Source organism: Bordetella genomosp. 13, assembly GCF_007679965.1.
Lineage (GTDB): Bacteria > Pseudomonadota > Gammaproteobacteria > Burkholderiales > Burkholderiaceae_B > Bordetella.
In genome coordinates, this window is record NZ_VEHL01000003.1 from 531,154 (window position 1) to 546,326 (window position 15,173).

The window sequence follows — 15,173 nt, forward strand, 5'->3', positions numbered from 1 at the left end:
GCCTCGTCCCTCGGGACGAGCCGAGCCGTCTTCATTTTCTCGGTTTCATCTATGCTAAGACTCATACTGCGCCGCGTGGTCGTCGCCATCCCGACCCTAGTGCTGGTGTCGATGCTCGTCTTCATGCTGCAGAAGATCCTGCCTGGCGATCCCGTGCTGACGCTGGCGGGGGAAGAGCGCGACCCGGCCGTGCTCGACTACCTGCGCGACAAATACCACCTGAACGATCCGCTGCCCGTGCAGTACGGCGCCTGGGTGACCCAGGTGCTGCAGGGCGACCTGGGCAAGTCGCTGCGCACCGACGTGCCCGTGTCGCAGCTGATCACGCAGAAGCTGCCCGTCACGCTGCAGCTGGCGGTCATGGCCATGTTCTTCGCCGTGCTCATCGGCATACCCATGGGCATCATCGCGGCGGTGCGCAAGGGCACGGCCGTCGAGATGGGGGCCAACGTGGCGGCGCTGTCCGGCATGTCCATCCCGAACTTCTGGCTGGGCATCATCCTGATCATGGTGGTGTCGGTGCAGTGGCAACTGCTGCCGGCCTCCGGCTACGTGTCGCCGGCCGAAGACCTGTGGCTGTCCATCAAGACGCTGCTGATGCCCTCGCTGGTGCTGTCCACGGCGATCGCCGCCTACCTGATGCGGCACACGCGGTCGTCCATGCTGGAAGCGCTCAGCGCCGACTACGTGCGCACCGCGCGCGCCAAGGGCGTCTCGCCCCGCAAGGTGGTGCTGCGCCACGCGCTGCGCAACGCGCTGATGCCCATCGTCACGCTGGTCACGCTGCTGTTCGGCGAACTGCTGGCCGGCGCCGTGCTCACCGAGCAGGTCTTCACCATCCCGGGCTTCGGCAAGCTGATCGTCGACGCCGTCTTCAATCGCGACTACGCGGTGGTGCAGGGCGTGGTCCTGTGCGTCGCCGTGGGCTTCATCATCATGAATCTGCTGGCCGACGTGCTGTACATCCTGGTCAATCCCCGCCTGAGGCACGCATGAGTACGATCAACGCAACGGCGACCGCCGTTCCGCCGCGCGCCGGCAACCGCGCCTGGGGCAAGTTCCGCCGCAACCGCGTCGCCATGCTGGGCGCCGTGATCGTGCTGCTGTTCGTGGCGATGGCGCTGTTCGCCCCGCTGCTGGCCAACCACGATCCCTTCCAGACCAGCTTCATGACCATCCGCAAGGCGCCGTCGGCGTCGTTCTGGCTGGGCACCGACGAGCTGGGCCGCGACATCTACTCCCGCCTGATGTACGGCGCGCGCGCCTCGCTGATGGCGGGCCTGGTGTCCGTCATCATCGCCCTGATCGTCGGCGTGCCGTTCGGCCTGGCCGCCGGCTACTTCGGCGGCTGGACGGACAGCATCGTGTCGCGCTGCACCGAGGCGCTGCTGGCCATCCCGTTCCTGATCCTGGCGATCGCGCTGGCCGCCTTCCTCGGGCCCAGCCTGATCAACGCGATGATCGCCATCGGCGTATCGGCCGCGCCCAAGTTCATCCGGATCACGCGCGGGCAGGTGCTGGCGGTGAAGAACGAGGACTACGTGCAGAGCGCCCGGGCGCTGGGGGCCTCCGACCTGCGCATCATTGGCCGGCACATCCTGCCCAACGTGATGCCGCCGCTCATCGTGCAGGCCACCATCACCATCGCCACGGCCATCATCGCCGAGGCCAGCCTGTCGTTCCTGGGCCTGGGCCTGCAGCCGCCCAACCCGTCGTGGGGCTCGATGCTCAACACGGCCAAGAACTTCATGACGCAGGCGCCGTGGATGTCGATCTTCCCGGGGTCGGCGATCTTCCTGGCGGTGCTCGGATTCAACCTGCTGGGCGACGGGCTGCGTGACGCCCTCGACCCGCGCCAGGAGAAGTAAGCAAGATGGCAAGCATGGACAATAAGCGCGTGGTCCAGGTCGAGAACCTGGGCGTGCGTTTCAATACCCCCACGCGCACGGTCGATGCCGTGCGCGACCTGTCGTTCCACGTCGACCGCGGCGAGACCCTGGCCATCGTGGGCGAATCGGGCTCGGGAAAGTCGGTGACTTCGCTGTCGCTGATGCGCCTGGTGGAATACGGCGGCGGCAAGATCGTCTCGGGCAGCATGCAGCTGCGGCGGCGCAGCGGCGAGGTCTTCGACCTGGCCCGCGCCGACGAATCCAGCCTGCAGCGCGTGCGCGGCGCCGACATCGCCATGATCTTCCAGGAGCCCATGACGTCCCTGAACCCCAGCTTCACCGCCGGGGTGCAGATCGCCGAGGCCCTGCAGCTGCACCAGGGGCTGGACGCGGCCGGCGCGCGCGCCGAGACGCTGCGCATGCTCGAGCGCGTGCGCATCCCCGAAGCCCGCGCCATCCTCGACCGCTATCCGCACCAGCTGTCGGGCGGCATGCGCCAGCGCGTGATGATCGCGATGGCGCTGTCCTGCAAGCCGCAGCTGCTGATCGCCGACGAGCCCACCACCGCGCTGGACGTGACCATCCAGGCGCAGATCCTGCAACTGATCCGCCAGCTGCAGGAAGAGATGGACATGGGCGTGATCTTCATCACGCACGACATGGGCGTGGTGGCCGAGGTGGCCGACCGCGTGCTGGTCATGTACCGCGGCGACAAGGTGGAAGAGGGCACGTCGGACGCGGTGTTCGCCGAGCCGCGCCACAACTACACGCGCGCGCTGCTGTCGGCCGTGCCGCGCCTGGGCGCGATGCACGGCACCTCGCAGCCCGCGCCGTTCCCGCTGCTGCGCGTGGAAGAAGCCAGCGACGCGGCCGCGGCCGCCGCGCTGGCCGCCGCCGCGGCGGCTCCGGTCGACGGCGCCAGCACCGTGCGCCACGAACAGGGCCCGCTGCTGAAGGTGCGCGGCCTGACCACGCGCTTCGACATCGCCAGCGGCATCTTCGGCAACGTGAAAAAGCGCGTGCATGCCGTCGAGCAGGTCAGCTTCGACCTGTATCCCGGCGAGACGCTGTCGCTGGTGGGCGAGTCGGGCTGCGGCAAGACCACCACGGGCCGTTCGCTGCTGCAACTGGTGAAGAGCCAGGGCGGCAGCATCGAGTTCGACGGCAAGAACATCGGCTCGCTGCGCGGTTCCGCCATGCAGTCGCTGCGCCGGCACATCCAGTTCATCTTCCAGGACCCGTTCGCGTCGCTGGATCCGCGCATGACGGTCGGCTACTCCATCATGGAGCCGCTCTTGATCCACCGCGTGGCCCGTGGCAAGCAGGCCGAGGAACGCGTGCGCTGGCTGATGGACAAGTGCGGGCTGCTGCCCGACATGATCGACCGCTATCCGCACGAGTTCTCGGGCGGCCAGCGCCAGCGCATCAGCATCGCGCGAGCCCTGGCGCTGAACCCCAAGGTGGTGATCGCCGACGAATCCGTGTCGGCGCTGGACGTCTCGATCCAGGCGCAGATCGTCAACCTGCTGCTGGACCTGCAGCGCGAACTGGGCGTGTCGTTCCTGTTCATCTCGCACGACATGGCGGTGGTGGAACGCGTCAGCCACCGCGTGGCGGTGATGTACCTGGGGCAGATCGTCGAGATCGGACCGCGCCAGGCTATCTTCGAGAATCCGCAGCATCCCTACACCAGGAAGCTGATGGCGGCCGTGCCCATCGCCGACCCGCAGCGCCGCCACCGGCAGCGCTCCCTGCTGGTCGACGAGATCCCCAGCCCGGTGCGCAACGTGGGCGACGAGCCCGTGGTGCAGCCGCTGGTGCAGGTGGCCGAGGGCCACTTCGTGGCGCGGCATTCGGTCGGGGTGTATTGATCGGCCAGGGCCTGTCGACCTGACGGATGGCGGGCCCGGGCCGCAAGACATGCGGCCGTCCCCGCGCCGCCGGTTGCGATTCGCCCGAACGAAGACCGAGCCGCTGCGCCGTTGTCGCGGCCGCTCAGCGCCGCTCCAGCGCCAGCTTCATCCCGAAGGCGATGAACACCGCGCCCGTCAGCCGGTCCAGCCCTCGCGCCACCGATGGCCGCGAGAGCCAGCGGTTCAACGGCCGCGTCGCGGCTGCCAAGACGGCGAACCAGGTCACGCCCAGCACGGCATGGACGGCCGCCAGCAGCAGGGTGAACGTGAAAACGTCCGCGCCCGCCGGCACGAACTGCGGCAGGAGGGTCACGTAGAACACGCCGATCTTGGGGTTCAGCAGATTGGTCAGGCAGCCGCGCAGGAACCATTGCAGGGGCGTCAGGGGGCGGACCGTCGATGTGGCGGCCGCGCGCGACGCCGCCTGCGAGGACGCCCGCGGCGTGGCTCCGTTGGAATGCCCCACCGTCGAATCGCGCGAGGGCGGCGTCATGGCTCCATCGACGGCCTGCGCCACAATGCCGTCAACTCCGCGCCGCGTCCGGCTGCGCCACAGCAACTGCAGGCCCAGGTAGCACAGATACGCCGCGCCGCAGATGCGCAGGATGTCGTACGCCAGCTGCGACGCCGCCAGCAGCGAGCCCAGCCCGAAGGCCACCAGCACGCCCCACACCACGCAGCCCGCGCTGATCCCCACGCCCGCCAGCAGCGCGCGCCGCTGTCCCTCGCGCAGGGCGGTGCGCAGCACCAGCGCGGTGTCCAGGCCGGGAGTGAGCGTCAGGATCGCGGCGGCGACGGTGAAGGCCAGCAGGGCGGCAAGCGGAGTCATTGACGGAGCTGCGGTGAACGGGTTGGGGAGGGGCCGGCGCAGGGATATCGGCCGCAGGCATACGGCCCGCGCGGGGCATGCCGGCGACCCCGGCCACGCCAGCTTAATCCACCCGCGCGCAACGACGGTGCGAACCGCGGCCGTCCCACGCAACGTCCTTGCGCAGCCGCCCGGATGGCCGAGGCCGTCCTTCGCGCGAGGCAGGTATCATTCGTGTCGCCCGCCGCACGCCCGGCGCGTCCGGCATCCACCCATCACCCAGATATTCCATGGCCCTGCGCGCAACCATCTACAAGGCCGACCTGCACGTCGCCGACAGCGACCGCCACTATTACGGCAGCCACTCGCTCACCATCGCCCGCCATCCGTCCGAGACGGACGAACGCATGATGGTGCGGCTGCTGGCGTTCGCCCTGCACGGCGACGAGAACCTCGCGTTCACCAAGGGCCTGAGCGACACCGACGAGCCCGACGTGTGGCTGAAGGACCTGACCGGCGACATCCAGCTGTGGATCGAGGTCGGCCAGCCCGACGAGCGCCGCATCCTGAAGGCCTGCGGCCGCGCCCGCGAAGTGGTGGTCTATTGCTACGCCCACGCCAGCAAGCTGTGGTGGGACGGCGTGCGCAACAAGCTTGAGCGCGCCCGCAACCTGCGCGTGGTCTACCTGCCGTACGAGCAGACACAGGCGCTGGGCGGGCTGGCGCAACGCACCTTCAGCATGCACGTCAACGTGCAGGACGGCGAGGCCTATGTGTCCTGCGACGCGGGGCAGGTGACGGTGCAGCCCGAGACCTGGCGCTAGGGCGCGGCATCAGTCGTACTCGTCCAGCGCGCGGCTGATGCGATGCCGCGACACCGTCGTGCGCGGCACCTTGAACGGAAACCAGCTGCGCACGTCCTCGTCCAGGCCGATGCCGTGCATGTAGTTGTAGATGGCCTTCTTCAGCGCGCGGCCCAAGGCGTCGTGATCCACGCCCGTCGGGTCGTGAAAGCCCACGTCGTTCTTGGCGAACGTCACCTCGGGCAGCGGCTGCAGCGTCACCCCGTATTCCTCGGGGTTCTTTCCCACCGGCGAATGCACCGTACAGGCGAAGCGGTGGAAGAAGCCGCTCTGGATGCAGTCGTTGGCGAACAGCTGCCGCACGTATTCCAGCGCATCCACGGTGTCTTGCACCGTCTGCGTGGGAAAGCCGTACATCAGGTAGGCATGCACCAGCACGCCGGCGTCGGTGAAGGCGCGCGTCACGCGTGCCACCTGGTCGACCGACACGCCTTTCTTCATCAGATTCAGCAGCCGGTCCGAAGCCACTTCCAGCCCGCCCGACACGGCGATGCAACCGCTGTCGGCCAGCAACTGGCACAGCTCGGGCGTGAAGGTCTTCTCGAAGCGGATGTTGCCCCACCACGAGATGCCGGCGTTGCGGTCGATCAGCTCGGCCGCCAGCGCCTTCAGCGACTTGGGCGGCGCGGCCTCGTCGACGAAATGGAAGCCGGTCTGTCCGGTCTCCTGCACGATGGCCGCGATGCGGTCCGCCAGCACCTTGGCCGACGCGCCTTCGTAGCGGCCGATGTAATCCAGGCTGACGTCGCAGAAGCTGCATTTCTTCCAATAACAACCATGCGCCACCGTCAGCTTGTTCCAGCGGCCGTCGCTCCAGAGCCGGTGCATGGGGTTCAGCATGTCCAGCAGCGACAGATAGCGGTCCAGCGGCAGGCCGTCCCAGGTGGGCGTGCCCACGTCCTCGAAGGGCACGTCCGGCTCGACCAGATTCACGTAGCGCACCGCGCCGCTCTGTGCGTCGCGCACGAAGGTGCGCACCAGGCGCTGGCGCGAGCGCTGGCCCTGCACGTGCTCCAGCAGGGCGAGCAGGGGCCGCTCGCCGGCGTCCAGCGTGACGTAGTCGAAGTAGTCGAACACGCGCGGATCCTTCAGCTCGCGCAGCTCGGTGTTGACGAAGCCGCCGCCCAGCACGGTGACGATGGACGGGTCGCGTGCCTTGATGGCCTGGGCGATGCGGAAGGCGGCATAGACGGCGCCGGGAAAGGGCACCGACAGCAGCACCATGGTGGGCGCATGGCGGTCCAGCGCCTGCCCGGTCAGGTCGCGCAGGGTCTCGTCCACCAGGTTGGCGGGAGCCGCCAGCGCCTGGGCCAGCGGATCGAACGTGGGCTGGCTGCCGGCCAGCGATTCGGCGTAGCGCACGAATTCGAAGCGCGAGTCGACGGCGTCGCGCAGCACGTCGGCCAGGTCGTTCAGGTACAGGGTGGCCAGGTGCTTGGCGCGGTCATGCAGGCCCAGCGCGCCGAAGGCCCACGCCAGCGGATCCCCGCCCTCGTCATCGACATAGACGTCCAGCGACCGGAAGCGCGGCCCTTCCGGCAGGTAGTTGCGGCTGGCGATGCGGTGCGCCAGCGTCGAATCGCGGCCCTGCAGGAACGCAATGGCCGGCCCTATCGTGGCCAGGTAGCGGGGCTGCATGGCCAGGAAGGCCTGGATGGACGGCGTGTGCCAGTCGATCGGCAGCGCGTCGATCCGCTCGGCCACGGCGCGCAGGCCGCCGGCCGACAGCAGCCGCAGCACCAGGGCCAGCGCCAGGTCCTCCTGGAACGCCGTGACGCCGCGCGAACGCAGGAAGCCGGTCAGGTAGGCCGTGGAGGGATAGGGCGTGTTCAGCTGCGTCATCGGCGGGATGACGGAGAGCACGCGCAAGGGGGGAGAAGACATGGAGCAGGCCGAAGAGGCGCGAATCAGAGGCGCTGGTGATGGAGGGCTTGCGGCCGGGCCGCCGCGGCCGCCCAGAAACCGGGCATGAAGCACTCGGTGACCAGCAGCGGCTGTCCCGCGCGCCAGAACACCGAGCGGCGCGCCCACAGCACGGCGTGCTCGCGGTTCTCGGGCGGCAGCGTGCCGCGCGCCGGGCCGCGCAGGGCCACGCCGCGCGCCACCGGGCTGCACGCGAAGGCCGAGCGGCGGATGCTGCGGTCGTGATACAGCATGTCGGCCAGCGGCCGCGTGCGCAGCTTGCGCATGTTCTGCCAGACGCCGTGCGAGGCGGGCAAGGGAGTCAGGCTGCGGGCCATCACCGCATCCACGCCGTCGACGGACATCACGATCTCGCGCACCCAGACCGGCGTGCCGGGCGCCAGGAGCATGCCGTGCGCCTCGTCGGGCGGCACGCCGTGGGAATATTCGGCCAGCACGCGCAGGCGGAACGCGCCGAGCGCGCGCAGGCCCGCCGTCAGCGCGCCGGGGCGCGACAGCCAGGCCTTGACCAGGGGAGACGCCGAGGGAGGGGGGCCGGCTTGCCAGCCGAGCCTGCTGGTGGGGCAGGGAATAGTCATGGGCGCCATTATGCCAAGCCGGACGGGAGCCACCCTGCGACTACAATACCGCCCCATGGAAAAAGTGCGTATCTCCAAGCTGATGTCCGAGCGCGGACTGTGTTCGCGGCGCGAGGCCGATGCCTATATCGAACGGGGCTGGGTCCGGGTCGACGGCGAAGTCGTGTCCGAACTGGGCGCGCGCGCCTTTCCGAACCAGGCCATCACCCTCGAGCGCGCCGCCCAGGCGCGCCAGACCGCGCGCGTCACCGTGCTGCTGAACAAGCCGGTGGGCTACGTGTCGGGCCAGGCCGAGAAGGGCTACACGCCCGCCGTGGCGCTGGTGCAGGCGTCTTCGCGCCATGCCGGCGACCGTTCGCCGCGCCGCTTCGAGCGCGCCCACCTGATGGGCCTGGCCGCCGCCGGCCGGCTGGACATCGATTCGCAGGGCCTGCTGGTGCTGACCCAGGACGGCCGCATCGCCAAGATGCTGATCGGCGAGGACTCGTCGGTCGAAAAGGAGTACCTGGTCCGGGTGCAGGGCAGGTTGATCGAGCACGGCCTGGCGCTGCTCAACCATGGCCTGGCGCTGGACGGCAAGCCGCTGCGCCAGGCGCAGGTCCGCTGGCAGAACGAGGATCAGCTGCGTTTCATCCTGCGCGAAGGCAAGAAGCGCCAGATCCGCCGCATGTGCGAACTGGTCGGCCTCAAGGTGGTGGGCCTGAAGCGGGTGCGCATCGGCAACGTGCAGCTGGGCGACCTGCCGCCCGGCCAATGGCGCTATCTGCGCGACGACGAACGCTTCTGATCTGGCCGGCAGCGGCTACGCACTTAGAAACACTTATTTCAGCCCGTTTCTCGACGGTTAAGCGGCCCCGTGGCAGGGGTATTCTGGCCGGCTATTGCGTCGTGATGCGCAATTCTCCGCCCGAATCGGAACTCCGCGCAGGGTAGGACGGTCAACCAGTGTGCCGCCCATGAGCACAACGTGCGCCGATTGTCCCGCCTCTGGAACAGAGTTTTCTTGCATTGCTTTGTTTCCTGTCAGGGAAATGGCGCACAATGGCGGTTTTATTGCGCCGCAGCATGCTGCTGCTGCGGGCATCGCGATTTCAACTCTCCCAGCTTGCCGGCCACCGGCGGGTGTGGTGTGTCATTGATCCGGGAATGCATCGTATGAAGAAGAATGATCTGGTCTCGCGCGGCGCCTGCGCGCTGGCTGTGACGGCGCTGGCGTTCGGCCTGGCCGCCTGCGGCAAGCAGGAACAGCAGCAGGGGCCGGCGGCCAAGCCGCAGGTCGGCGTGGTCACGCTCAAGACGCAGCAGGTATCGCTGTTCACCGAATTGCCCGGCCGCACGTCCGCCTTCCGCAGCGCCGAGGTCCGCCCGCAGGTCAATGGCATCCTGCAGAAGCGCCTGTTCACCGAAGGCGGCGAGGTCAAGGCGCAGCAGCAGCTCTACCAGATCGACCCCGCGCTCTATCAAGCCCAGTACGACAGCAGCAAGGCCGCGCTGGCGCGCGCCGAGGCCCAGTCCCGCACCGCCGCGCTGCTGGTGCAGCGCTACAAGCCGCTGGCCGAGAGCCGCGCGGTCAGCCGCCAGACCTACGACGATGCCGTGGCCGCGCGCGACCAGGCCGCCGCCGACGTGCAATCGGCCAAGGCCTCGCTGGACACCGCCCGCATCAATCTCGTCTACACCAAGGTGCTGTCGCCCATCAACGGCATCATCGGCCGCTCCGCCGTCACCGAGGGCGCGCTGGTCACGGCCAACCAGACCAGCCCGATCGCCACCGTGCAGCAGATCGACCCCATCTACGTCGACGTCACGCAGTCCAGCGTGCAGCTGCTGCGCCTGAAGACCGCGCTGGCCAGTGGCATGCTCAAGCAGAGCGGCGGCGAGCAGGCGGCCGAGGTCACCCTCACGCTCGAGGACGGCTCCACCTACAGGCAGACCGGCAAGCTGCAGTTCTCGGAAGTCACCGTCGACCCCACCACCGGTTCGGTGCTGGTGCGCGCCGTGTTCCCCAACCCCGACCGCCAGCTGCTGCCCGGCATGTACGTGCGCGCGCGCCTGGCCGAGGGCGTGGCGCCGCAGGGCCTGCTGGTGCCGCAGCGCGGCGTCACGCGCAGCCCGCGCGGCGAGCCCACCGCCATGGTGGTCAACGCCGAGAACAAGGTCGAACTGCGCACGCTGAAGGCCGACCGCGCGGTCGGCGACCAATGGCTGGTCACCGACGGCGTCAAGCCCGGCGAGAAGGTCATCGTCGAAGGCCTGCAGCAGGCCCGTCCCGGCGTCGAGGTGAGCGCCGCCGAGTGGACGCCGCCCGCGCAGGCCGGTGCCCCGGCCGCGCAGCCCGCCGCCGCCCCCCAAGCGAAGTAACGGAGCCGCACGCATGGCCAAGTTTTTCATCGACAGGCCCGTGTTCGCATGGGTCATCGCCATCGTCCTGATGCTGGCGGGCCTGCTGTCCATCATGTCGTTGCCGGTGGCGCAGTATCCGAACATCGCGCCGCCGTCCATTCAGGTGCAGGTGACGTATCCCGGCGCTTCGGCGCAGACCGTGCAGGACACGGTGGTCCAGGTGGTCGAGCAGCAGATGAACGGCCTGGACGGGCTGGAATACATCTCGTCCGAAAGCAACTCCGACGGCAGCATGAGCATCACGCTCACGTTCCGCCAGGGCACCAGTCCCGACATCGCGCAGGTGCAGGTGCAGAACAAGCTGGCGGTGGCGCAGCCGCAGCTGCCGCTCGAAGTGCAGCAGCAGGGCATCCGCATCACCAAGGCGACCAAGAACTTCCTGATCGTCGCGGGCTTCGTGTCCAGCAATCCCAACCTGACGCGCGCGGACATCTCCGACTACGTCGCCTCGTACGTGCAGGATCCGATCAGCCGCACGCAGGGCGTGGGCGACTTCCAGCTGTTCGGCTCGTCGTATGCCATGCGCATCTGGCTCGATCCGGACAAGCTGGTCAGCTACAACATGACGGCCACCGACGTCACCGCGGCCATCCAGGAACAGAACGTCCAGGTGTCCTCGGGCCAGGTCGGCGGCCTGCCGGCCGCGCGAGGGCAGCAGCTCAACGCCACGGTCATCGGGCCGACGCGCCTGAACACGCCCGAGCAATTCGGCCGCATCCTGCTGAAGGTCAATACCGACGGGTCGCGCGTGCGCCTGGCCGACGTGGCCCGCATCGAGCTGGGCCCGCAGAGCTATGCCATCGACAGCGCGTACAACGGCAGCCCCGCTTCCGGCCTGGCCATCAAGCTGGCCCCCGGCGCCAACGCGCTGGACACGGTCGACAACGTGCGCGCCACCATCGACCGCCTGAAGCCGTTCTTCCCGGCGGGCATGGACGTCGTGTATCCCTACGACACCACGCCGTTCGTCAAGCTGTCCATCGAGGGCGTGATCCACACGCTGATCGAGGCCATCATCCTCGTGTTCCTGGTGATGTATCTGTTCCTGCAGAACTTCCGGGCCACGCTGATTCCCACCATGGCGGTGCCGGTCGTGCTGCTGGGCACCTTCGGCGTGCTGGCCGCCTTCGGCTACTCCATCAACACGCTGACCATGTTCGGCATGGTGCTGGCCATCGGCCTGCTGGTGGACGATGCCATCGTGGTGGTCGAGAACGTCGAGCGCGTGATGGAGGAGGAAGGCCTCTCGCCCAAGCAGGCCACGCGCAAGTCCATGGAGCAGATCACGGGCGCGCTGGTGGGCATCGCCATGGTGCTGTCCGCGGTGTTCGTGCCGATGGCGTTCTTCGGCGGGTCCACGGGCGTCATCTACCGCCAGTTCTCCATCACCATCGTGTCCTCGATGGTGCTGTCGGTGGTCGTGGCCATCGTGTTCACGCCGGCGCTGTGCGCCACCATCCTCAAGCCCAAGCACGGCCACGGCACGCGCCGCGGCTTCTTCGGCTGGTTCAACCGCAACTTCGACCGCGCCAGCAACGGCTATGCCAACACCGTGTCGCGCAGCCTGGGCCGCACCAAGCGTCTGCTGCTGATCTACGTGCTGATCCTGGTCGGCATGGTGTGGCTGTTCACGCGCATCCCCACCGCGTTCCTGCCCGAGGAAGACCAGGGCATCCTGTTCGCCCAGGTGCAGGCGCCGCCGGGCGCCACAGCCGAGCGCACGCGCCAGACCATCGAGCAGGCGCAACGCTACCTGCTGCAGGACGAGAAGGCCAACGTGCTGTCGGTGTTCATGGTGTCGGGCTTCAACTTCGGCGGCCGCGGCCAGAACGCCGCCATCATGTTCGTGCGCCTGCGCGACTGGGAAGACCGCTCCGGCGCCGACCAGCGCGCCCAGGCGGTGGCGGCGCGCGCCAACGCCTACTTCTCGAAGAACCTGCGCGATGCGCAGATCGCGGTGTTCGCGCCGCCCGCCGTGCTCGAACTGGGCAACGCCACGGGCTTCGACTTCCAGTTGAAGGACGAGGCCGGCCTGGGCCACGACAAGCTGCTGCAGGCGCGCAACCAGTTGCTGGGCGAGGCCATGAAGAGCCCGCTGCTGGTGGCCGTGCGTCCCAACGGCATCGAGGACGCGCCGCAATACCAGTTGAACATCGACCGCGAAAAGGCGCGCGCCCAGGGCGTGTCCATCGACCAGATCAACTCCACGCTGTCCATCGCGTGGGGCGGCAACTACGTCAACGACTTCATCGACCGCGGCCGCGTCAAGAAGGTGTTCGTGCAGGGCGACGCCACGGCGCGCATGCTGCCCCAGGACCTGGAGAAATGGTACGTGCGCAACGGCGAGGGCCAGATGGTGCCGTTCTCGTCGTTCGCCACGGCGCAATGGACCTTCGGTCCGCAGAAGCTCAACCGCTACAACGGCGTGCCCTCGTATAACGTACAGGGCCAGGCCGCGCCGGGCTACAGCTCGGGCCAGGCCATGGCCGAGATGGAGCGCATCGCCAAGACCCTGCCGCCGGGCATCGGCTTCGAATGGACCGGCCTGTCGTTCGAGGAACGCCTGTCCGGTTCGCAGGCGCCGGCGCTCTACGCCATCTCGCTGATCGTGGTGTTCCTGTGCCTGGCCGCGCTGTACGAAAGCTGGAGCATTCCCACCGCCGTGATGCTGGTGGTGCCGCTGGGCGTTGTCGGGGCGCTGCTGGCGACCTTGCTGCGCGGCCTGTCCAACGACGTGTACTTCCAGGTGGGGCTCTTGACCACGGTGGGGCTGGCGGCCAAGAACGCCATTCTCATCGTTGAGTTCGCCAAGGAGCACTTCGAGAAGGGCGCCACGCTGGCCGAGGCCGCCGTGCACGCCGCGCGGCAGCGCCTGCGTCCCATCCTGATGACCTCGCTGGCCTTCATCCTGGGCGTGGTGCCGCTGGCCATCTCGTCGGGCGCCGGCTCGGGCAGCCAGAACGCCATCGGCACGGGCGTGATCGGCGGCATGCTGACCGGCACTTTCCTGGCCATTTTCTTCGTTCCCCTCTTCTTCGTGACCATGCTGCGCCTGTTCCGCGTCAAGCGCATGAGCGAAAGCGAAGAGCCTCCGCGCCACGGCGGCGATGGCCACTCGGCCGGCTCGTCCCACGGAGGCCACGCATGATGCGCATTGCTCTCAAACCCTTGTCCGGCGTGCTGCTGGCGGCGGCCCTGGCGGGCTGCTCGCTGGCGCCCTCCTATGAACGTCCCGCGGCACCGGTGGATGCCGCGTATCCCAGCGGCCCTGCCTATGGCCGTCCGGCCGGGCAGGGCGGCGCGTCCGTGCAGGCCGCGTCAGTCCAGGCTGCCGCAGACATCGGCTGGCGCGATTTCTTCCGCGATCCCGTCCTGCAGAAGCTGATCTCGCTGGCGCTGGCCGACAACCGCGACATGCGGGTGGCGGCCCTGAACGTCGAAGTGGCGCGCGCGCAGTACCGCATCCAGCGCGCCGACCTGCTGCCCGCCGTGGGCGTGGCCGGCACGGGCGACATCCAGCGCGCCCCGGCCGACCTCAGCCGCACGGGCCAGGCCAGCATCAGCCGCACCTACCAGGTCGGCGTGGCCACGTCCGCCTGGGAGCTCGACCTGTTCGGCCGCATCCGCAGCCTCAGCGAGCAGGCCCTGCAGACCTACCTGGCGCAGGACGAGACCCGCATCGCCACGCAGCTCAGCCTGGTCTCGGAGACCGCCAACGCCTACCTGGCGCTGCGCGCCGACCAGGAGCTGCTGGGGCTGACGCGCGACACGTACGAGGCGCAGAAGCAGTCCTATGACCTGACGCACCAGAGCTTCGACCTGGGCGTGGCCACCGACCTGGACCTGAGCCAGGCCGAGATCGCGCTGCGCACGGCCGAGAGCAACCTGTCGCAATACACCCGCCAGGTCGCGCAGGACCGCAACGCGCTGGTGCTGCTGATCGGCCAGCCGCTGCCGGCCGACATCGTGGCACAGCTGGACCAACTGCAACGCCTGCCCGACGACGTGCTGCCGGTGGACCTGCCGGCCGGTGCGCCGTCCGACCTGCTGACGCGACGCCCGGACATCCGCGCCGCCGAGCACGTGCTGCAAGGCGCCAATGCCAATATCGGCGCGGCGCGCGCGGCATTCTTCCCGTCCATCAGCCTGACGGGCAGCGCCGGCACGGCCAGCGCCTCGCTGGGCGGCCTGTTCGATGCGGGATCTGGCGCGTGGAGCTTCGCGCCGCAGATCACCGTGCCGATCTTCGCGGGCGGTTCGCTGCTGGCGGGCCTGGACGTGGCCAGGCTGCAGAAGCGCATCGAGATCGCCAACTACGAGAAGGCCATCCAGTCGGGCTTTCGCGAGGTCTCCGACGCGCTGGCCGGACGCGGCACCCTGGACGAGCAGATCCAGGCGCAGCGCCAGCTGGTCGATGCCAGCCAGCGCGCCTACAAGTTGTCGCAACAGCGCTTCGACCTGGGCATCGACAACTACCTGACCGTGCTGGATTCGCAACGCTCGCTGTACTCGGCGCAGCAGACGCTGATCAACACGCGCCTGCAGCGTCTGTCCAACCTGATCAGCCTGTACAAGGCCCTGGGCGGCGGCTGGACCGAACTGACCCTGCCGGCGACGCCGGTCGCGCCGGCCGGGCAGGGCTGACGCGACCGGCGGGTCGATTGGCTCCGCCATGGCCACGTCCGTGGGCCGTTGCGGCCATACCACAGCACGGTCGGGCGAGTGCTCAAGGCCATCGTACAGGGCGTCGCGCCCGCCAGACGGCACCGGCAATTAAAAGGCCGGCAGCTCCGAGA

General features: G+C 68.7%; 11 protein-coding genes. 8 read left to right on the plus strand and 3 right to left on the minus strand.

Features of this window, described 5'->3' with window-relative positions; translation table 11 throughout:
* The first annotated feature begins 51 nt into the window (after nt 1-51).
* Genes FS845_RS11155 through FS845_RS11165 form a run of 3 tightly spaced genes read left to right on the plus strand, consistent with a single transcriptional unit; the run spans nt 52 to nt 3,760 of the window.
* Nucleotides 52-996 (plus strand): ABC transporter permease, encoded by a 945-nt coding sequence (locus FS845_RS11155; RefSeq protein WP_144634412.1) that lies wholly within the window; start codon nt 52-54, stop codon nt 994-996.
* Nucleotides 993-1,868: an ABC transporter permease gene (locus FS845_RS11160; protein ID WP_144634415.1), complete on the plus strand. Its 876-nt coding sequence runs from the start codon at nt 993-995 to the stop codon at nt 1,866-1,868. Before FS845_RS11155 ends, FS845_RS11160 begins: the two co-directional genes overlap by 4 nt.
* Nucleotides 1,869-1,882: 14 nt before the next feature.
* Nucleotides 1,883-3,760, plus strand: coding sequence for a dipeptide ABC transporter ATP-binding protein (locus FS845_RS11165; RefSeq protein WP_144634418.1), 1,878 nt, complete (start codon nt 1,883-1,885; stop codon nt 3,758-3,760).
* Between the two features lie 124 nt (nt 3,761-3,884).
* Here the strand turns inward: FS845_RS11165 and FS845_RS11170 are convergent, their stop codons facing one another.
* Nucleotides 3,885-4,631, minus strand: coding sequence for a LysE family translocator (locus tag FS845_RS11170; RefSeq protein ID WP_144634421.1), 747 nt, complete (start codon nt 4,629-4,631; stop codon nt 3,885-3,887).
* A 269-nt stretch (nt 4,632-4,900) separates the two neighbouring features.
* On the opposite strand from FS845_RS11170, the gene FS845_RS11175 reads away from it, so the two are divergent.
* A complete protein-coding gene (locus FS845_RS11175) occupies nt 4,901-5,434 on the plus strand; it encodes a YaeQ family protein (RefSeq protein ID WP_144634424.1) in 534 nt (177 codons plus the stop codon).
* Between the two features lie 9 nt (nt 5,435-5,443).
* Here the strand turns inward: FS845_RS11175 and FS845_RS11180 are convergent, their stop codons facing one another.
* Entirely contained in the window at nt 5,444-7,357 is a 1,914-nt protein-coding gene (locus tag FS845_RS11180; protein ID WP_186332243.1) for a B12-binding domain-containing radical SAM protein, read from the minus strand.
* A gap of 23 nt (nt 7,358-7,380) precedes the next feature.
* Nucleotides 7,381-7,974: a chorismate--pyruvate lyase family protein gene (locus tag FS845_RS11185; RefSeq protein WP_144634427.1), complete on the minus strand. Its 594-nt coding sequence runs from the start codon at nt 7,972-7,974 to the stop codon at nt 7,381-7,383.
* Nucleotides 7,975-8,029: 55 nt separating this feature from the next.
* On the opposite strand from FS845_RS11185, the gene FS845_RS11190 reads away from it, so the two are divergent.
* The 4 genes from FS845_RS11190 to adeC all read left to right on the plus strand — a co-directional run bounded on the left by FS845_RS11190 (nt 8,030) and on the right by adeC (nt 15,021).
* Nucleotides 8,030-8,761 (plus strand): pseudouridine synthase, encoded by a 732-nt coding sequence (locus FS845_RS11190; RefSeq protein WP_144634430.1) that lies wholly within the window; start codon nt 8,030-8,032, stop codon nt 8,759-8,761.
* 368 nt (nt 8,762-9,129) lie between these two features.
* Nucleotides 9,130-10,335: an efflux RND transporter periplasmic adaptor subunit gene (locus tag FS845_RS11195; RefSeq protein WP_144634433.1), complete on the plus strand. Its 1,206-nt coding sequence runs from the start codon at nt 9,130-9,132 to the stop codon at nt 10,333-10,335.
* Between the two features lie 13 nt (nt 10,336-10,348).
* A complete protein-coding gene (locus FS845_RS11200) occupies nt 10,349-13,525 on the plus strand; it encodes an efflux RND transporter permease subunit (RefSeq protein ID WP_144634436.1) in 3,177 nt (1,058 codons plus the stop codon).
* A complete protein-coding gene (gene adeC, locus FS845_RS11205) occupies nt 13,525-15,021 on the plus strand; it encodes an AdeC/AdeK/OprM family multidrug efflux complex outer membrane factor (RefSeq protein WP_144634627.1) in 1,497 nt (498 codons plus the stop codon). The genes FS845_RS11200 and adeC overlap by 1 nt, the downstream gene beginning before the upstream one ends.
* Nucleotides 15,022-15,173 lie beyond the last annotated feature (152 nt).

Excerpts from the sequence above, each read along its gene's own strand:
- adeC (WP_144634627.1), top strand. The coding sequence starts at position 13,525 with ATGCGCATTGCTCTCAAACCCTTGTCCGGCGTGCTGCTGGCGGCGGCC.
- FS845_RS11175 (WP_144634424.1), top strand. The coding sequence starts at position 4,901 with ATGGCCCTGCGCGCAACCATCTACAAGGCCGACCTGCACGTCGCCGAC.
- FS845_RS11200 (WP_144634436.1), top strand. The coding sequence starts at position 10,349 with ATGGCCAAGTTTTTCATCGACAGGCCCGTGTTCGCATGGGTCATCGCC.
- FS845_RS11170 (WP_144634421.1), bottom strand. The coding sequence starts at position 4,631 with ATGACTCCGCTTGCCGCCCTGCTGGCCTTCACCGTCGCCGCCGCGATC.
- FS845_RS11185 (WP_144634427.1), bottom strand. The coding sequence starts at position 7,974 with ATGACTATTCCCTGCCCCACCAGCAGGCTCGGCTGGCAAGCCGGCCCC.
- FS845_RS11190 (WP_144634430.1), top strand. The coding sequence starts at position 8,030 with ATGGAAAAAGTGCGTATCTCCAAGCTGATGTCCGAGCGCGGACTGTGT.
- FS845_RS11180 (WP_186332243.1), bottom strand. The coding sequence starts at position 7,357 with ATGTCTTCTCCCCCCTTGCGCGTGCTCTCCGTCATCCCGCCGATGACG.
- FS845_RS11195 (WP_144634433.1), top strand. The coding sequence starts at position 9,130 with ATGAAGAAGAATGATCTGGTCTCGCGCGGCGCCTGCGCGCTGGCTGTG.
- FS845_RS11165 (WP_144634418.1), top strand. The coding sequence starts at position 1,883 with ATGGACAATAAGCGCGTGGTCCAGGTCGAGAACCTGGGCGTGCGTTTC.
- FS845_RS11160 (WP_144634415.1), top strand. The coding sequence starts at position 993 with ATGAGTACGATCAACGCAACGGCGACCGCCGTTCCGCCGCGCGCCGGC.
- FS845_RS11155 (WP_144634412.1), top strand. The coding sequence starts at position 52 with ATGCTAAGACTCATACTGCGCCGCGTGGTCGTCGCCATCCCGACCCTA.